We start from the raw sequence: 17,800 nt of genomic DNA, 5'->3' as shown, positions 1-17,800 counted from the left end.
CGCCGGGCCTCAGCGGCCCGCCGTGAGCAGGTCGGGTTCCGCCGACCCCGAGTCCTCGGTCGGGCCGGTGATCGCAGCATCCGTTCCATCACGGGACATGGATGCTGCGCCCGCAGCGCTCGCGCCGCGCGCGGCCTCGATCGCCCAGAACACCGCCTCCGGAGTCGCGGGCGACGAGAGCTCGACAGCGCGACCACCCGGCCCGAACGCTGCGACCGCCTGGCGGAGCGCCTCGCGCACGCTGAAGGCGAGCAGCAGCGGCGGCTCGCCGACGGCCTTGGAGCCGTACACGGCGCCGTCCTCGCGGGCGTCCTCGAAGAGCGCGACGTGGAACTCCTCGGGCATCTCGGAGAAGCTGGGCAGCTTGTACGTGCTGGCCGACGGTGTCTGCAGGCGCCCGCGGGTGGGCCCGTCGCCGGTGTCCCAGCGCAGCTCCTCGAGCGTGAGCCAGCCGGTGCCCTGCACGAAGCCGCCCTCGATCTGGCCGATGTCGAGCAACGGCGACAGCGAGTCGCCGACGTCGTGCACGATGTCGACGCGGCGCAGGCGATACGCGCCGGTGAAGCCGTCGATCTCGACCTCGGCGGCGGCGCAGCCGTACGCGAAGTACTTGAACGGCGAACCCTGCTGGCGGTCGGCGTCCCAGTGCAGGCCCTCGGTGCGGTAGTAGCCGGCGGCGAACAGCTGCACGCGCTGCAGGTAGGCGGCTGCGACGACGTCGGCGAACAGCATCCGTTCCCCGCCGCCGAGGACCGACACGTACCCGTCGGAGAAGCGCACGTCGCGGGCGTCGACGCCGAGCAGACGCCCGGCGACCGCGGCGAGCCTGCCGCGGATCTCCTCGCACGCGAGCTTCACGGCGCCGCCGTTGAGGTCGGCGCTCGACGAGGCCGCGGTGGCCGACGTGTTCGGCACCTTGTCGGTGCGGGTCGGGGCGACGCGCACGGTCTCCAGCGGCACGCCGAGCGCGGTCGCGGCGACCTGCAGCATCTTCGTGTGCAGGCCCTGGCCCATCTCGGTGCCGCCGTGGCTGATGAGCACCGAGCCGTCCTTGTAGACGAGCACGAGCGCGCCGGCCTGGTTGAACGACGTGAAGGTGAACGAGATGCCGAACTTCACCGGCGTCATCGCGAGGCCGCGCTTGCGGTCGGCGTGCGCGGCGTTGAACCGCGAGACCTCCCGCAGCCGGGCATCGAGGTCGGAGTCCGCGCGCAGGCGGTTCCATATCGCGGCGAGACGCCCGGCGTCCTTCACGAGCTGCCCGTAGTGCGTCGACTGACCCGGTCGGTAGAAGTTCTTCTCGCGGAGCTCCAGCGGATCGATCCCGAGCACGGGCGCCGCGCGCCCCAGGATGTCTTCGATGAGGAACGCGCCCTGCGGGCCGCCGAACCCGCGGAACGCCGTGTTCGACGGCTTGTGCGTCTGTGCGACGCGGCCGTGCACCCGCACGTTCGGGATCCAGTAGGCGTTGTCGACGTGGCAGAGCGCGCGGCCGAGCACCGGCTCGGAGAGGTCGAGGCTCCAGCCGCCGTCCGCGGTGAGCGTCGCGTCGAGCGCCTGCAGGTACCCGTCGGCGTCGAAGCCGGCGCGCCACGCCAGGTGGAACGGGTGACGCTTGCCCGACATCGTGATGTCCTGCGTGCGGTTGAGTCGCAGGCGCACGGGGCGTCCGGTGAGCTTGGCCCCCAGCGCCGCGATCGCCGCGAACCCGTGCGGCTGCATCTCCTTGCCGCCGAAGCCACCGCCCATCCGCAGGCACTCGACGGTGACCTCGCTCGACGCGATGCCGAGCACGTGCGCCACGATCTCCTGCGTCTCGGACGGGTGCTGCGTCGAGCACTCCACGAAGTACCGCCCGTCGGCGTCGCGCACCGCGAACGACGCGTGGGTCTCGAGCGAGAAGTGCTCCTGCCCGCCGACCACGCTCTCACCCTCGAACACGAACGCGGAGGATTCGAGAGCGGATGCCGCGTCCCCGCGCGCGATCGTGCGGGGCACGCCCTGGAACGACCCGGCGGCGATCGCCTCCTGCACGGTGATCAGCGACGGCAGCGGTTCGTACGTCACCGTGACGGCGGCGGCGCCTCGGCGCGCAGCATCCGGTGTCTCTCCCAAGACCCAGACCAGCGCGTGCCCGAGGAACATCGCCTCGCTCGGGAAGAGGGGCTCGTCGTGTTTGACCCCCGCGTCGTTGATGCCCGGCACGTCGTCGGCGGTCAGCACGCGGACAACGCCCGGCACGTCGTAGGCGGGCGCGACATCGACCGTGACCCGCGCGTGCGCCGACGTGGACTGCACGGGCCACGCGGTCAGCACGCCGTGGGCGCGCGCGGCGACGTCGTCGGTGTAGACGGCGGTGCCCGTGACGTGCAGCGCCGCGCTCTCGTGCACCGCGGGGCGCCCGACGACCGGGTTCTCGGGGCGGTCGGCGAGCGAGCTCATGCTGTCGCCTCCCGTTGATCGGCCGGCGCCGCGAAGAGCGCCGGCAGCGCCATGCCGAGCATGCGGGCGCGGTACGAGGCGCTCGCGCGATGGTCGTCGAGCGGCGTCCCCTCCTGCTGCAGGACGATGGATGCCGCCGCCACCGTCGCGGCGGTCCACGGGCGTCCGTCGAGGGCATGCTCTGTCGCGTACGCGCGCAACGGGGTGGCGGCGACGCCGCCGAGGCCGATGCGTGCGTTGGTGACGACGCCGTCGTCGAGGTCGAGGGCGAGGGCGACCGCCACCGACGAGATGTCATCGAACCGCCGCTTCGCGATCTTGTGGAACGCGGTCACGCCCGGCTGGGGAAGCGGGATGCGCACAGCGCGGATGAGCTCATCGCGGCGCCGGACCGACGTGCGGTACCCCGTGAAGTAATCGGCGAGGTCGATCTCGCGCTCGCCGCCGTCAACGGAGACGAGCACGACGCTCGCCGCGAGCGCGAGCAGCGCGGGCGCCGCGTCGCCGATGGGGGAGGCGGTGCCGAGGTTGCCGCCGAGCGTCGCGCGGTTTCGGATCAGGCGCGACGCGAACTGTGGGAGCAGCTGCGCGAGCAGCGGGACGCGAGAGCCGATGCTGCGTTCGATCTCGGAGAGCGGCACGGCGGCGCCGATCTCGACGGCGTCGCCGGCGAACTCGAGTGCCCGCAGCTCGGGCAGGCGGTCGATCGCGACCACGAGCGGTGCGCGCGCGCCGCGCAGGTTCACATCGACGCCCCAGTCCGTGCTGCCGGCCACCGCCAGCGCCTCCGGTTCGTCGCGCAGCAGCCGGAGCGCCTCGTCCAGAGTCTTCGGCCGCACGAAACGCCCGTCCGCCGCGCGCACGTCGGTGGCGAGCGCGGGCGGCGCCGGCTCGCTCAGACGCTCCCGCAGCGGATCATCGGGCCGCGGCATCCCGAGTGCGAAAGCCGCATCGCGGATGGGCCGGTAGCCCGTGCAGCGGCACAGGTTACCGCCGATCGCATGCAGGTCGAACCCGTTCGCCCCGTGTTCGACGTCCACCGCGCCCGCCCTCCGGTCGGCGCGGTAGAACTCGGCGGCCATCGCGCAGGCGAAGCCGGGGGTGCAGTACCCGCACTGCGAGCCGCCGGCAGCCGCGAGCTGCTGCTGCACCGGATGCAGGTCGTCGGGTGAACCGAGGCCCTCGGAGGTCACGACCTCCTGCCCGTCGAGCGCGTGTGCCGGCAGCAGGCAGGCGTTGACGGGCGTCCACGCCGTGGCGCCGTCGGCCCCCGCCGTGGCCACCAGCACGGCGCATGCGCCGCACTCGCCCTCGGCGCAGCCCTCCTTCGCGCCGGTGAGTCCGAGACCCCGCAGCCAGTCCAGAGCGGTGGCGTGCGCGACCGTGCCCACGAGCGGAACGACCCGCCCGTTGACGGTCACAGCGCTGTCATGGTTCATGCGGATGCCCGGAGTCTACGCCGCGTGACGGGCCCTGCGGCGGTGCGCCGCGACCCCTCTGGACACGCCCCGCGGGCAAGAGGATCGTTGGCGGCGGCACAACCACTGGGAGGCTGTCATGTTCACACCCGATCGGCCCTTTTCGAGCTTCGCCGTACCCGACATCGGCGAGGCGGTGGCCTTCTACCGCGACACCCTGGGGCTCGACGTCACGGTCTACGAAGAGATGGGAGGCGGCTTCACCATCGCGCTTCCCGGCGGCGGCAGCATCTTCGTCTATCCGAAGGAGGATCACGAGCCGGCCGTGTTCACGATCCTCAACTTCGACGTCGCCGACGTCGAGGCCGCTGTCGACGACCTCAACGCGAAGGGCGTCGTGACGAAGATCTACACCGACCCCGACTACGGCACGGACGAGAAGGGCATCTCGCGCGGCTTCGAGGGCGGCCCCGACATCGCGTGGTTCAAAGACCCCGCGGGCAACGTCATCTCGGTCGGCATGATGATGCCGGAGATGACGGGCGAGAAGTAGAAGCGATCGGATGCTGCGGCCCGGCGCAGTGCGCGGGGCCGCAGCATCCGTCCGTCATCCGAGGCTCAGCCGGCGAGCGCCTCCGAGAGCTTCACGCGGCCGCCCATCCGCAGCAGCGAGTTCTCGTAGATGCGGGCGGCGACGAGGATCGCCGCGACGCACGTCGCGATGAGGATCGCGATCGACAGCAGCGGCTCCCACCACTGCGCCTGGCCGAGGAAGATGCGCATCGGCATGCCCACCGGCGCCGAGAACGGCACGTACGACATGATCGCCAGCACGAGCGGGTTGTCGTTGAAGAAGATGACGAGGAAGTACGGCGCCATCACGAGCATCGTCAGCGGCATCGTGGTCGAGCCGATGTCCTCCTGGCGCGACACCATCGAGGCGGCCGCCGCGAACAGCGACGCCAGCAGGATGAAGCCGAACAGGAAGAAGATCGCGAACCAGGCGATCGGGGCGCCGAGACCCTGGAGCAGTGCGGTCTGGTCGGTCACGGTGAGGCCGATGATCGCGATGGCGGCGAGGATCAGGATCTGGCCCATCGCGAGGACCGTGTTGCCGATGACCTTGCCGGCCAGGAGCGAGCGCACCGGGATCGCCGAGATGAGCAGCTCGACCACCCGGGTCTGCTTCTCCTCGACGACGCTCTGCGCGATCGTGCCGCCGAACAGCGACGCGGCGAGCAGGAACACGATGCCGAACCCGATCGCGGCGATGTAGCCGAGCGCGGCGTTGCCCTCCTCGGGCGCGAGGAGCTCCACCGGCGGCACCTGCGCGAGCTGCAGGAGCAGCGACGTGGGGGCGGATGACTCGGCGATGACCGAGAAGCCGAGCGGCGACGACGAGTCGCCCACGACTGCGGCGTCGACCGCGCCGTCGGTCACGAGCGCCTCGGCGGCGGCCCGATCGGCGACGTCGGTGACGTCGAGCCCCTCCGCGTTCGCCACGTACTGCTGCGCGTCGGCGGTCACCGCGACCGGCGTGCCGGCGTTGTTGGCGGCCTGGAAGCCGCCCCAGATGACGATCGCCAGCGCGCCGATGAACAGGATCGCCGTCGAGATGACGAACGCCTTGCTGCGCAGCTTCGAGCCGATCTCGCGCTCGGCGACGAGCCAGATGGCCTGGCCGGCGCCCAGCGTGCTCCCGCCGCGGCGGGTTTCGGTGATGGTGCTCACTGGATGACCTCCTTGAAGATCTGGGCGAGGGACGGATGCTGCGGCGCGAAGCTCGCGACATCCCCCTGTGCGACGGCCCGGCGCAGCACCCGCTGCGCGGTCTCGTCGCTGTCGACGTCGAACACCGCGTAGCCCCCGTCGAAGTCGAGCACGTCGACCCCCGGCTCGGTGCGCAGCCACCCGGCGTCGCCGGCCGAGACGAGCTCGAAGCGGCGGGTCGAGTGCTGTGCGCGCAGCGCGTCGCGAGCACCGGCCGCGCGGATCGTGCCGCCGGCGATGATCACGAGGTCGTCGCACAGGCGCTCGACGACGTCGAGCTGGTGCGACGAGAAGAGCACGGCGGCGCCGGCGGCGGCGCGCTCCTGCAGCACGCCCGCCACGACGTCGACCGCGAGCGGGTCGAGGCCGGAGAACGGCTCGTCGAGGATGAGCACCTGCGGGTCGTGCACGAGCGCGGCGGCGATCTGCGCGCGCTGCTGGTTGCCGAGCGACAGCGTCTCGACGTTGTCGTTCAGTCGCTCGCCGAGTCCGAGCTGCTCGAGCAGCGCGCGGGCGCGGGTGGCAGCATCCGTCTTCGAGAAGCCGTGCAGTCGCGCGAGGTAGGTGATGTGCTCGTGCACCTTCATCTTGGGGTAGAGGCCGCGCTCCTCGGGCATGTAGCCGAAGCGACGGCGGTCGGCTGCCGTCACCTCGGAGCCGTCGAGCGACACGGTGCCGGCGTCGCCCGCGAGCACCCCCAGCACGATCCGCATGGTGGTGGTCTTGCCGGCGCCGTTCCCGCCGACGAACCCGGTCAGCCGGCCGGGCTTGACGTCGAACGACACGTCGTCGAGCACGCGGCGCCCTCCGTAGCTCTTGCCGATACCGCGAAGCTGCAGCATCCGTTTCTCCTCTCGCTTCCCCTGTGGACGACGCTACGCAGGCGAGCGCGCTGCGGCCTCCCCCGTGGGGCGGATTCGACCTGCCTCCGCCGTGCGGGGGATGAGAGATCTTTCATGCGTTGGAATAGAAGCAGCGTGCATGTGCTTGCATGGAGGTGGAACGTCCACGGTGGTCCCCACCGGGGACGCCTTTGCTTTTCTAGGAGAACCCCACATGACCGAGCGGACCATCGGCTACATCGTCGGCAGCATCTCGTCGACCTCCATCAACCGTCGTCTCGCGAAGGCCCTCGAGCGTCTCGCCCCGGAGGGCACGACCCTCGTCGAGATCCCCATCAAGGACCTCCCCTTCTACTCGCCCGACTTCGACGCCGACTTCCCCCAGGTCGCCCGCGACTTCAAGCAGGCCATCGCCGACGTCGACGGCGTCATCATCATCACGCCCGAGTACAGCCGCTCGATCCCCGGCGTGCTGAAGAACGCCCTCGACTGGTCGGCCCGCCCGTGGGGCCAGGGCTCGTTCGACGGCAAGCCCACCGCCGTCATCGGCACCTCGGGCGGCGGCATCGCCACCGCGGCGGCGCAGCAGCACCTCAAGGCGATCCTCAGCCACTACAACGCTCCGACGCTCGGCCAGCCCGAGGGCTACGTGCAGACCACGCCCGGCCTCTTCACCGAGACCGGCGAGGTCACCAGCGAGCAGACCGCCGACTTCCTCATCGGCTACCTCCAGGCCTTCGGCGCCCTGGTCGACCGCTACGCCGCGGTTCCCGTCGCCGCGTAATTCCCCCGGTCGGCCCGACCCAGGCCGCCATTCCGTTCCAGCACCCCCGGATGCCCCGGCCCGGCGCCCCTCGCGGCGCCGGGCCGGGGCATCCGTCATCTCCGGCGCCCCCTCCGGCCGCTCCGTGTCCGTCGACCGGACGCCCCCGCAGACGAGCACCATTTCCGACTGCGGAACAGAGGTGGCAGGGGTGGCAGGGGTCAGGCCAGGCCGTGGCGGTGGGCGTAGACGACGGCGGCGACGCGGTCGCGGGCGCCGAGCTTCTGCAGCACGTTCGAGACGTGCGTCTTCACGGTGGCCTCGCCGATGTAGAGCCGCTGCGCGATCTCGGCGTTGCTCATCGCCTGCGCCACGAGACGCAGCACCTCGCCCTCGCGCTCGGTGAGCTCGACCTCCGGCGCCACCACCGCCCCCGTCGCCGCCACCGCCGTCTCCCGCGAGAGAACACCTGGCGGCCGAGAGGTAGGGAACGTGCCTATCTCTCGGCCGCCAGGTGTTCTCTCGCCGTGGGGGGAGGGGGCCGGGCGAGCGTCGGCTTGCGGGGCGGCGGCGAAGCGGGCGATGACCCGCCGCGTGACCTCGGGCGCCAGCAGCGCGTCGCCGGCCGCAGCGACCCGCACGGCCGAGATCAACTCCTCGGGGCCGGCGTTCTTCAGGAGGAACCCGCTCGCGCCGGCGGCGAGCGCATCGAACAGGTAGTCGTCGCGATCGAAGGTCGTCACGACCACGACGGCGGCTTCCACCGACGCGTCGCCGACGATGCGCCGGGTCGCCTCCAGCCCGTCCATGTCGGGCATCTGCACGTCCATGCAGATCACGTCGGGACGGACATCGGATGCCGCGGCCACCGCCTCCACGCCGGTCGAGGCCTCACCCACCACGGCGATGTCGCCCGCCGACTCGAGGATCATGCGGAAGCCCGCCCGCATCACGGCGTGGTCGTCGACCAGCAGCACGCGGATCATGCGCCGACCGCCCCTGCCGGAACCGCCAGCGGCACGCGCAGACGTACGAGGAACCCGCCGCGGGCGCGCGGCGCCGCCTCGAGCTCGCCGCCCGAGGCGGCGGCCCGCTCGCGCATGCCGACGAGGCCGAGCCCCGGCCGCATCGGCGCGGCGACGGCGCGGCCGGTGTTGACGACCTCGAGCTCGACGGCGTCGGGCGCGTAGCGCAGGCGGACGTCGGCGGCGGCATCCGGGCCGCCGTGGCGGCGTGCGTTCGTCAGCGCCTCCTGCGCGACGCGGTACACGTTCACCTGCACGAGGTCGGGAAGCTCCACCGCGTCGCCGACGATCGTGAGGGTCGTCGGCAGGCCGTTGTCGTTCGCGTGGGCGACGAGGTCGGCGAGTCCCGACAGGTGCACCGTCGACCCGGTCGCCTCGGCGTCGCCGCCGGAGGTGCGGAGGGTCTCGAGCAGCTGCCGCAGCTCCACCAGCGCGGAGCGGGCGGACGCCTCGACTCCGAGGAGGGCTCCTCGCGCAGCATCCGGATCCCGCTCCAGCACGGCGCGGGCAGCGCCGGCCTGCACGCCCATCGCCGACACGTGGTGCGCCACGACGTCGTGCAGCTCGCGGGCGATGCGCACGCGATAGAGGGCCACGGCCTGCGCGGCGGTGACCTCGCGCTCTCGCTCGAGCTCGCGCGTGCGCTCCTCGAGCGCGGCGCGCGACATCGCGGCGGCGAACGCGCGGTCGCCCATGTAGTACGCGCCGCCGAAGAACCCGGCGTTGACGAGCAGCTGGATGAGCAGCATCGCCGCGAACGGCGAGAAGAGGCCCGCCTTCGACAGGGCCTCGTCGGACGGGTCGATCGCCGCCTGGAACATCGTCACGACCAGCCAGACGAACATCGCGATGATCACGCCGACGCGCACCCACATCGCCCGTCGGCGGTCGACGACCCATGCGCCGACGGTGTACATCGCGATGAACATGGCGATGTTCGAGACGTAGAGGTCGGGGATGCGGAAGGTGACGCCCAAGAAGAAGACGAGGGCGATGATCACCACGACGACCTCGGGGAATCGCCGTCGCACCGCGAGCGGGGCCGTGAGCCCGAGGCTGTAGAGCAGCGCCCACTGCATGCCGGCGTTGGCGTCGGCGCCGTAGATGCCGGCGACCGAGCCGAGGGCGGTGCTGATCACCGCGGCGACAAAGAGGCCGACGGCGAGCCAGACGTCGTTGCGCAGTTCGCCGGCTGTCGGCGCCGGGCGCCGCGCCGGGTCCGCGGGAGGCAGGTCGGACATCCCTCCACGCTACGGGGGAGGCGAGGTGGCGGCATCCCCCGTGAGACGGAGACGTCGGGCCGCAGCATCCATGGATCTGCTTGCTATTGACAAGCGTGCTTGCTTTTTGCAACCATCGTTCTGTCGCCAGTCCGGTCGACGCCCACGGTCACAAGGAGCAAGGCAATGACGCACATCTTCGTCAACATCCCGACGAACGACCTCGAGCGCTCGAAGGCGTACTACACGGCCCTCGGCTGCGCGCTGAACCCGCTCTTCACCGACGAGAACGCCGCGTGCGTCGTGTGGAGCGACCAGATCTTCTTCATGGTCCTCACGAAGGAGTACTTCGCGACGTTCACCGACAAGGAGTTCGCCGACCCGAAGACGCACGCCCAGGTGCTGTTGTCGATCAGCCGTGAGACCCGCGAGGACGTCGACCGGATCGTCGAAGCGGGTGTCGCCAGTGGCGGCACGGCCCCCGGCGAGCCGCAGGACTTCGGCTTCATGTACGCGCGCGACCTCATCGACCCGGACGGCAACGGCGTCCAGTTCATGTGGATGGACCCCGAGGCCGCCGCCAAGGGACCCGAGGCGTTCATGGCGGAGCCGGCGCAGGCGTAAGTGGCATCCCGCAGCTACGGGCAGTACTGCGGGGTCACGACGGCCGTCGAGCTGATCGGGGAGCGGTGGGCGCTGCTCATCGTCCGCGATCTGCTCGTCGGCCCCCGCCGCTACACCGACCTCAAGCAGGGGCTGCCCAAGATCCCGACCAACATCCTCTCCACACGGCTCAAGGAGTTGCAGGAGGGCGGTGTGGTGCGCCGCGTGCCGCTGCTGCACTGCGGGCTCGTGTACGAGCTGACCCCGTACGGCCGCGAGCTCGAGCCGATCGTGCTGGCCCTCGGCCGGTGGGGGTTCCAGGAGATGGGCGACCCCCAGCCCGGGGACGTCGTCACGGCCGACTCGCTGACGATGGCGCTGCGGACGGCATTTCAGACGGATGCTGCGACCGCGCTGCCGCCCGCAGACTACGAGCTGCACGTGGGCGACGTCGTGCTGCGCGTGCACGTCGATGCGTCGGGGCTGCGCATCGCGCAGGTCCAACCGGCCGGGCGTCCGGTCGACCCCCGGCTCGGGACGCAGGCCTCTACCGCGGCAGAGCCCGATCTCGTCTTCGCGGCGGGTCCCGGCATCCGTCGCCTCATCTCGGGCGAGCTGACCCCGGCCGACGCGATCGACCAGGACGTGCTCGCCGTCGTCTCGGGCGATGCGACGCTGCTCGAGCGGTTCGCCCAGACGTTCCACATCCCCATCGATCCCGGGGTCGCGCTCGTCGCCTGAGCCGGCCCCGCCATGGAAGGAGGCGGCCATGACCGGTCGCATCTACATCGACCTGTTCACCACCCTCGACGGCGTCGCGCAGGCGCCCGGCGGTCCGGAGGAGGACCCTTCGAACGGATTCCCGTACGGCGGCTGGCAGGCGCCGTTCCCTGACGAGACCATCGGCGCCTCGATCGGGAAGGGCATCTCGGAGCTCGACGCGCTGCTGCTCGGGCGACGGACGTACGACATCTTCGCCGGCTACTGGCCGCACCAGTCCGGGATGATCGCGGACGCCCTCAACGGCGCACCGAAGTACGTCGCCTCGCGCGGCCTGCCCACCCTCGAATGGGAGGGGTCCACGCAGCTCGGCGTGGACCTCAACCGCGAGGTGGAGGCGCTGCGCGAGAAGCACGAGAACATCCACGTCATCGGCAGCGTCGACTTCGTGCAGACCCTGCTGAAGGAGCAGCTGTTCGACGTGCTGACGCTGTGGGTGTACCCCGTGGTGCTCGGTCAGGGCAAGAAGGTGTTCCCCGAGGGCGCGCATCCCGCGAACGTCAGGCTGCTCGAGCCGGCCGTGACGGGCCCGCTCGGCGTGCTCCAGCTGCGGTACGGGCCGGAGCCGGGCGAGGTGCAGACCGGCGAGGTCGGGCCGGAGGACTGAGGTCGCCTCGAGCGCAGGAAGGGCAGCGGTGCCGGCGCTCCCACGCCGGCACCCCGCCGGAGGCGCCTCAGGCGCCTGTTTCCCCAGAGCCGGACGCCCCGCCACCCCCGGTGGGCAGCCCGGCGACCACCGCTGCCATGGCCGGAGCGGCATCGGTGGTCACGGATGCCGCGGGCCGCAGCATCCGGAATCTCAGAAGATCATCGGGCGATCGTCGTCGTCCGGGCCTTCGAGGTCGAGATCGACGACGACCGGCACATGGTCGCTCGGGAGCTCGCCCTTGCGCTCGTCGCGGTGAATCGTCGCACCGGTGACGGCGTCGGCGATCGCGTGCGAACCGAGGATGAAGTCGATGCGCATGCCCTCGTTGCGAGGGAACTTCAGGCGCTTGTAGTCCCAGTACGTGTAGCCGGTGGGGATCAGCGGGCGCACGACGTCCTGCACGCCGACGGTGTCGAACGCGGCGAACGCCTCACGCTCCGGCGGCGACACATGAGTCGAGAAGCCCGGGACGACGGCGGGGTCGCCGTTGTCGGCATCGGTCGGCGCGATGTTGAAGTCGCCCACCAGGGCGAGTGCGAGGTCGGGGTTCGCGGTCAGCGACTCGGAGGTGTACTGCTGCAGCGCCGACAGCCAGTCGAGCTTGTAGTAGTAGTGCGGGTCGCCGAGCGAGCGACCGTTGGGCACGTAGAGGCTCCACACCTCGACACCGCCGATGGTCGCGCCCATCGCCCGGGCCTCCTGCGGGGCGTCGGGGCCGTTGTGCCCCTTCTCGAAGCCGGGCATGCCCGGGAACGACGTGCGCACGTTCGTGAGCGGCTCGCGGCTGGCGATCGCGACGCCGTTCCACTGCGAGAACCCGTACGCCTCGACGTGGTAGCCGGCCTCTTCGAACCGGCCGAACGGGAACTGCTCGGACTTGCACTTGATCTCCTGCATCGCGAGCACGTCGATGTGCTCGCGCACCGCGAAGTCGACGATGCGGTCGACCCGCGCGCGGATCGAGTTGACGTTCCAGGTGGCCAGGCGCATGGGATCAAGCCTAGGCGGGGCGGCGGACGTCGAAAGGCGCGACGGGATGCCGCGACCCCTGGCGTATCAGCGCCGTGAGGAGGATTCTCCTTTCTGTCAGCGGCCGCGTCCGCGGTCGGGAAAGCGAGACCCCACCATGGACCACGACTGCGGCTGCGGCCACGCGGCCTCCGCGGCGCACGCCGACATGCCCCTCGAGTTCGACGCCGACGGCGAGCTCATCGCCGGGCCGATCATCCGGCCCGAACTCCCGACCCGGCCGTGCCCCGTCGGCACCCTGGACGGCTCCTGGCTGCTCGAGCTCGAACGACGCACCGTGTTCGCTCCCGAGGTGCGCGGCGCGCTGCGCATCGAGGTCGGCTCGTCCTCCCTGCGCATCTCGGGCGACATGTACTCGCGGCGCGTGTTCCCGCCGGTACTCGGCGAGGTGCACCGGCCGGTCCCGATCCCGGATCCGGGGCCGTTCGCGGGCGCCGACGCGGAGGCCGGCGACCTCGGCACGGCGGACGAGACCGCGGTCTCTGACCTGCTCCCGGTGAGCCTGCGCACGTACCCCGCATTCCCCAAGACCGAGTACTCCTGGTACTTCCGCTCGAACGGCGCCACCTACGCCGACGGCACTCTCACCGTGCAGATCGTCCGCCACCTGTGGAACCGCACGACGCAGGAGTTCGTCTCCACCGACACCGGCACGCTCACGCTCCGCTGCCGGCGGCCGCTCGTGGTGGCGCCCGCGGCCTCGGTCCTGGGCCCGTCGCAGCGGATGACCGGGACGCTCTCGATCGGCGGCACCGTCACCACCGTCACGGCGCGCAAGACGTCGCCGATGTACCGCGGGTGCCGCATCGAGGTCGATGCCATGGTGAACCGCGTGTTCCCGGCATCCGCCACCATCGGCTCGGGAGCCGCAGCGAACGTGCGCTCCGTGTATGCCTCCGCCGGCTGGGACGTCACCGTCGTCACCGACGAGATCGACGTGCCGAACGACGCCGCCCTCACCAACGCCGAGCTCGCGACGCTCATGTCGGGCCACCGGCAGACGGTGGCCGGGGAGCAGTGGCGGCTGTGGCTGTTCGTGGGCTCGTCGCAGGGCGGCCTGTTCGGGATCATGTTCGACGACGACACCGTGCCGCGCGAGGGAGCCGCGGGGTTCGCCGACGTGCAGCTCGGCGACGACTCGTTCATCGCCGCTGCGGCGCGGAACCGCCCGCTCGACGAGGTGCCGGCGGCATTCCTGCGCACGCTCGTGCACGAGGCGGGGCACGCGTTCAACCTGTGGCACCCGAAGCACGACGTCCACAACCCGGGCATCGGCATCGAGATCATGAACCAGACCGGCGACGTCATGGGCTTCGCGACCGTCGCGAACCCCTACCCGGGCAACGCGGCGTTCGTGTTCTCGGAGCACGACCGCACGTCGCTCATCCACTCGCCCGATCCGCAGGTGCGGCCCGGCTGGAAGAACTTCGGCTGGGGGCACGGCAACCTGTCGGCGGGGCTGCCGGCGCCGGTCGACGTCGCGGGTCTCGCGGGCGACACCTCCGATGACGCCCTCGAGCTCACCGTCGCGATGCCCGCGCAGGCGTTCGTCGGCGAGTACGTCACCGCCGAGGTCGTGCTCACGAACGTGTCGGACCAGCCCCGCACGGTCACGACGCTCATCAACCTCTCGGAGGGCGACCTCGTCTTCCTGCACACCTCGCCCGACCGCTCGCTCGAGCACCTCGTCGACGTCGCGATCGGCTGCGGCCCTCGCCCGACGACGGTGCTGCAACCGGGAGAGTCGATCCGGGGCCACGTCCAGGTGTTCTTCACGAACCAGGGCGTGACCTTCACCGAGCCCGGACGTCACACGGTCGCCGCGCAGCTCGAGGTCGATCCGGTGACGACCGTGCGGTCGGCGCCGGTGACCGTCGACGTCCGCGGGCCCGCCTCCGAGGCCGAGGTCGACATCAGCGCCAAGACGCTGACGCCGGGCGTCGGGCGCGCGATCGCGATGGGCGATTTCGCGACGGATGCTGCCGCCCGAGCCGTGCTGACGGACCTGGCCGAGCAGCACAACGACACTGACACGGGTGCGGCCGGAGCCCTGGTGCTCGCGAACTCGCTGGCGCGCTCGTTCACCGACGTGCGTGCCCGCGGCGTGCGGGACGCGGCGCCGGACGAGGCGGCGCACTTCCTCGAACTGGCGCTTGCCGGCCGGTCGGCCGAACGCGTCGCCGCGCTCGCCGTGACGGTCGCGAGTCCGACGGAGAAGAATGCGCCGGTCGTCGCCGACACGGTGGCGGCGCTCAAGGCGCGCACGAAGGGCGGCGCGAGGTCGGCGGCCGGGAAGGACGTCGCGGCGGCCGAGCAGATCGCCGAGGACTTCGTCTCGCCGCAGGGGCGGTGACCCGGTGACAGCGGCGCCGTGCCGAGCAAGGATCGAGATGTGACTTCTGATGCGCTGGGCGGCGGGCTGGAGCTCCGGCTCCGGCTCGCCCCCGAGTCCGTTCCGCTCGACCGCATCGCCTACGCCGAGGTGGAGGTCGCGGCGGTCGGTGGCGCGGCGACCGTGAGCGCCCGGCTCAACCTCATCGAGGGCGACCTCGATGTGGAGGTGACGGGGCCGGACGGGCGTATCGCCCGAGCCGCCTGGCCGTGGCCGGCCGATTCGGCGCCCCGCTCGGTCGAGCTCGCCACGGGGGAGCGCCTGGTCGCGGGGGTGCCACTCGTGTCGGAGGGCAGTGAGCCGCTGTTCCCCGTCCCCGGTCGCTACGAGCTCGTGGCGCACTTCGCCGTGCGGCCGGGCGAGACGCTCACGTCGAACTCGGCCGCGCTCATGCGCACCGCGGGTGAGAACGCCGCGCTCGCCGCGGATCTCCTCGATCGCGATGTGGTTCAGAGCCTGCTGGGGACGGGCGTCATCGGTGCCGCCGAGCCCGCGCTCGAGCGTCTCGCGGACTCGTCCGACCCGGGCACGGCGGTCGCCGCGCGTCTCGCGCTCTCGCGCACCGATGCCCTCGCCGCGGACGCGGCCGATCCCGCCGTGTCGAGGGCGGTCGCCGCGCTCCTGCCTCCCGGCGCCACCGGGCCGGACGAGCGGCGCGAGGCGGTGGTGGCGCGCGCCGCCCCGCGCGACGCCGCGATGCTCAGCGGACGCCCGGTCCAGGAGTGACCTCCCGCGGTAGGCTTCCTGTTGCCACCGGAGTAGCATCGCCATATGTCCTTCACGAAGGTGAGCGTGAGCCTCAGCCAAGCGGACGTCGAATTCCTCGACCGCGAGGCGCTCGACGGTCATTTCGAGAGCCGCTCCGCCGCAGTGCAGGAAGCCGTGCGCCTGCTGCGTGAAAGCCGGCTCGCCGACGCCTATGCCGAGGCCTTCGGCGAATGGAAGGAATCCGGCGAGGAAGACGTGTGGAGCGCCGCCACGGGTGACGGCGTCGCATGAGCGACGCGATCCCCTTTCTCCGTCGTGGCCAGATCGTGCTGGCATCCCTCGATCCGGTGATCGGTAGCGAAGCATCGCGGACGCGTCCCGTCGTCGTCGTCAGCAACAACACGGCGAACGCCGCGGCGGTTCGTGCGGGCGGCGTGATCACCGTCGTTCCCGTCACGTCGAATGTCGTGCACGTGCATGACTTCCAGGTGCTTCTTCCCGCGGAGCAGACCGGGCTGCAGCGCCTTTCCAAGGCACAGGCGGAGCAAGTGCGCACGATCGCCGTCGCACGAGTCGCCGGGATCGTCGGCTGGGTCCCCGCGGAACTGCTCGGCGCGCTCGACGACGCCTTGCGGTTGCACCTCGCCCTGTAGGACTCGCGGAACCCGGCCGCGCGAACATCGAACCGACGCGATTCCGGGCTACACGACCAGCACCGCGTGCAAGGCGGCGGAGCGTGCGACGTCGTTGTCGATCGTGAACTCCGGCGGGACGATCTTCGCCGGTGACGTCTGCGGCTACTGGGGCGCGGCGAAGAAGTGGGGCTTCTCGATGACCTGCAAGAAGCTGGTACCCATCGGCTCCTGAGCGGGCGCCGGGGCGCAGCATCCGTAAAATCGAGAGCATGACCGCCGCCTCCACGCCCCAGCTCGAAGCCGACCGCCAGTATCTGATCGCGCTGATCCAGGACGAGGCGGTGTTCCACGGGGACTTCACCCTCTCGAGCGGCAAGCAGGCGACGTACTACGTCGACATGCGCAAGCTGACGCTCGACCACCGTGCGGCTCCGTCGATCGGGCGCATCATGCTCGATCTCATCCGCGACGTGGACGGCATCGTCGCCGTCGGCGGCCTCACCCTCGGTGCCGACCCCATCGCGAACGCCGTGATGCACGAGTCCGCGCGCACCCACAAGCCGCTCGACGCCTTCGTCGTGCGCAAGGAGCCCAAGGACCACGGCCGCGGCCGCCAGGTGGAGGGGGCGGATGTCGCGGGAAAGCGCGTCGTCGTCGTTGAAGACACCTCGACCACGGGTCAGTCGGCGCTCAAGGCCGTCGAGGCGCTCCGCCGCGAGGGCGCCGAGCCCGTCGCCGTCGCCGTCATCGTGGACCGCAAGACCGGCGCGCGGGCGGCCGTCGAGGCCGAGGGCCTGGAGTGGCTCGCGGCCATCGATCTCGACGACCTGGGCCTCGACCCGCAGTAATTCTCCGCGGGGTGTGTCACACACCGGCCGCGGCCGGTGTCTCCATGTCGTAGGACCCATTCGACACGGAGGTAGACATGACCAGCGACACCCGCATTCCCACCGCAGAGGTCACCGGCGCGCAGGGCGCGATCATCAAGTTCGCCGCGCGCAGGATGATCGGCCGCGTGCCCGACTCCGTCGGTGTGCTGTGGCACCACCGTCGCGTGATGAAGGACTCGATGGGCATCGGCCAGAAGGTCGAGGGCTGGCACGAGCTCGACCCGAGCCTCGCGACCTTCGCGGCGATGGCGTCGGCGGCCACCATCGGCTGCAGCTTCTGCCTGGACTTCAACTACTTCATGTCACGAAACCGCGATGTCGACGCGGCGAAGGTGCGCGAGGTGCCGCGGTGGCGTGAGTCGACCGTGTTCACCCCGCTCGAGCGCCGCGTGATGGAGTACGCCGAGGCGGCGAGCCAGACGCCGCCCGCGGTCACCGACGAGCTCTCGGACGCGCTCCTCGCCGACCTCGGCCCCGCCGGCCTCGTCGAGCTGGCGGCCCGCGTCGCGTTCATGAACATGTCGGCGCGGATGAACATCGCGCTCGGCATCCGTTCCGAGCACTTCGCGGATGCCTGCGGGCTGCCGCCGCTCGCGACCCGGCCTGCCGTCGGCGCCTCCGCGTAGGCTCGCGA

At 71.3% G+C, this 17,800-nt stretch carries 18 protein-coding genes; 11 read left to right on the top strand and 7 right to left on the bottom strand.

The window, feature by feature from the left end; genetic code table 11:
• Window positions 1–9: 9 nt before the first annotated feature.
• Window positions 10–2,442, bottom strand: coding sequence for a xanthine dehydrogenase molybdopterin binding subunit (xdhB, locus tag ACVN90_RS19610; protein ID WP_475099876.1), 2,433 nt, complete (start codon window positions 2,440–2,442; stop codon window positions 10–12).
• Window positions 2,439–3,881: a xanthine dehydrogenase small subunit gene (locus tag ACVN90_RS19605; RefSeq protein ID WP_475099875.1), complete on the bottom strand. Its 1,443-nt coding sequence runs from the start codon at window positions 3,879–3,881 to the stop codon at window positions 2,439–2,441. The genes xdhB and ACVN90_RS19605 overlap by 4 nt, the downstream gene beginning before the upstream one ends.
• A gap of 118 nt (window positions 3,882–3,999) precedes the next feature.
• Between ACVN90_RS19605 and ACVN90_RS19600 the strand changes: the two genes are divergently transcribed.
• Window positions 4,000–4,413: a VOC family protein gene (locus tag ACVN90_RS19600; protein ID WP_475099874.1), complete on the top strand. Its 414-nt coding sequence runs from the start codon at window positions 4,000–4,002 to the stop codon at window positions 4,411–4,413.
• 65 nt (window positions 4,414–4,478) lie between these two features.
• Here ACVN90_RS19600 and ACVN90_RS19595 read toward each other — a convergent pair whose 3' ends face one another.
• Window positions 4,479–5,591 (bottom strand): ABC transporter permease, encoded by a 1,113-nt coding sequence (locus tag ACVN90_RS19595; RefSeq protein ID WP_475099873.1) that lies wholly within the window; start codon window positions 5,589–5,591, stop codon window positions 4,479–4,481.
• Window positions 5,588–6,472: an ABC transporter ATP-binding protein gene (locus ACVN90_RS19590; protein ID WP_475099872.1), complete on the bottom strand. Its 885-nt coding sequence runs from the start codon at window positions 6,470–6,472 to the stop codon at window positions 5,588–5,590. Before ACVN90_RS19590 ends, ACVN90_RS19595 begins: the two co-directional genes overlap by 4 nt.
• A 214-nt stretch (window positions 6,473–6,686) precedes the next feature.
• Here ACVN90_RS19590 and ACVN90_RS19585 point away from each other — a divergent pair, with 214 nt between their 5' ends.
• Window positions 6,687–7,256, top strand: a complete 570-nt coding sequence (locus tag ACVN90_RS19585; RefSeq protein WP_116195390.1) for an NADPH-dependent FMN reductase — start codon at window positions 6,687–6,689, stop codon at window positions 7,254–7,256.
• A gap of 200 nt (window positions 7,257–7,456) precedes the next feature.
• On the opposite strand, the gene ACVN90_RS19580 is transcribed toward ACVN90_RS19585, so the two are convergent.
• The gene (locus ACVN90_RS19580) at window positions 7,457–8,221 is read right to left on the bottom strand and encodes a response regulator (RefSeq protein WP_475099871.1); all 765 of its coding nucleotides are present in this window, start codon (window positions 8,219–8,221) and stop codon (window positions 7,457–7,459) included.
• Window positions 8,218–9,501, bottom strand: a complete 1,284-nt coding sequence (locus tag ACVN90_RS19575; protein ID WP_475099870.1) for a sensor histidine kinase — start codon at window positions 9,499–9,501, stop codon at window positions 8,218–8,220. The genes ACVN90_RS19580 and ACVN90_RS19575 overlap by 4 nt, the downstream gene beginning before the upstream one ends.
• A gap of 165 nt (window positions 9,502–9,666) precedes the next feature.
• Between ACVN90_RS19575 and ACVN90_RS19570 the strand changes: the two genes are divergently transcribed.
• The 3 genes from ACVN90_RS19570 to ACVN90_RS19560 are packed head-to-tail and all read left to right on the top strand — an operon-like array spanning window position 9,667 to window position 11,470.
• Window positions 9,667–10,104, top strand: coding sequence for a VOC family protein (locus tag ACVN90_RS19570; RefSeq protein ID WP_475099869.1), 438 nt, complete (start codon window positions 9,667–9,669; stop codon window positions 10,102–10,104).
• The gene (locus tag ACVN90_RS19565) at window positions 10,105–10,824 is read left to right on the top strand and encodes a winged helix-turn-helix transcriptional regulator (protein ID WP_475099868.1); all 720 of its coding nucleotides are present in this window, start codon (window positions 10,105–10,107) and stop codon (window positions 10,822–10,824) included. It begins immediately after the preceding gene.
• A gap of 28 nt (window positions 10,825–10,852) precedes the next feature.
• On the top strand, window positions 10,853–11,470 hold the full coding sequence (locus tag ACVN90_RS19560; RefSeq protein WP_475099867.1) for a dihydrofolate reductase family protein: 618 nt from the start codon (window positions 10,853–10,855) through the stop codon (window positions 11,468–11,470).
• A gap of 192 nt (window positions 11,471–11,662) precedes the next feature.
• Here the strand turns inward: ACVN90_RS19560 and ACVN90_RS19555 are convergent, their stop codons facing one another.
• Window positions 11,663–12,502: an exodeoxyribonuclease III gene (locus ACVN90_RS19555; RefSeq protein ID WP_475099866.1), complete on the bottom strand. Its 840-nt coding sequence runs from the start codon at window positions 12,500–12,502 to the stop codon at window positions 11,663–11,665.
• Between the two features lie 136 nt (window positions 12,503–12,638).
• On the opposite strand from ACVN90_RS19555, the gene ACVN90_RS19550 reads away from it, so the two are divergent.
• The 6 genes from ACVN90_RS19550 (at window position 12,639) to ACVN90_RS19525 (ending at window position 17,792) form a co-directional block, all read left to right on the top strand.
• Window positions 12,639–14,894, top strand: coding sequence for a hypothetical protein (locus ACVN90_RS19550; RefSeq protein WP_475099865.1), 2,256 nt, complete (start codon window positions 12,639–12,641; stop codon window positions 14,892–14,894).
• A 39-nt stretch (window positions 14,895–14,933) separates the two neighbouring features.
• A complete protein-coding gene (locus ACVN90_RS19545; RefSeq protein ID WP_475099864.1) occupies window positions 14,934–15,659 on the top strand; it encodes a hypothetical protein in 726 nt (241 codons plus the stop codon).
• Window positions 15,660–15,704: 45 nt separating this feature from the next.
• The gene (locus tag ACVN90_RS19540) at window positions 15,705–15,932 is read left to right on the top strand and encodes a ribbon-helix-helix domain-containing protein (protein WP_475099863.1); all 228 of its coding nucleotides are present in this window, start codon (window positions 15,705–15,707) and stop codon (window positions 15,930–15,932) included.
• Window positions 15,929–16,294, top strand: coding sequence for a type II toxin-antitoxin system PemK/MazF family toxin (locus ACVN90_RS19535; RefSeq protein ID WP_475099862.1), 366 nt, complete (start codon window positions 15,929–15,931; stop codon window positions 16,292–16,294). The genes ACVN90_RS19540 and ACVN90_RS19535 overlap by 4 nt, the downstream gene beginning before the upstream one ends.
• 251 nt (window positions 16,295–16,545) lie before the next feature.
• On the top strand, window positions 16,546–17,124 hold the full coding sequence (gene pyrE / locus ACVN90_RS19530; RefSeq protein ID WP_475099861.1) for an orotate phosphoribosyltransferase: 579 nt from the start codon (window positions 16,546–16,548) through the stop codon (window positions 17,122–17,124).
• Between the two features lie 77 nt (window positions 17,125–17,201).
• A complete protein-coding gene (locus ACVN90_RS19525) occupies window positions 17,202–17,792 on the top strand; it encodes a carboxymuconolactone decarboxylase family protein (RefSeq protein WP_475099860.1) in 591 nt (196 codons plus the stop codon).
• Window positions 17,793–17,800: the final 8 nt, after the last annotated feature.

The organism is Microbacterium sp. F01, assembly GCF_056156365.1.
The sequence above is the reverse complement of the archived record's forward strand: the minus strand, read 5'-3'. Positions and strand labels throughout refer to the sequence as shown.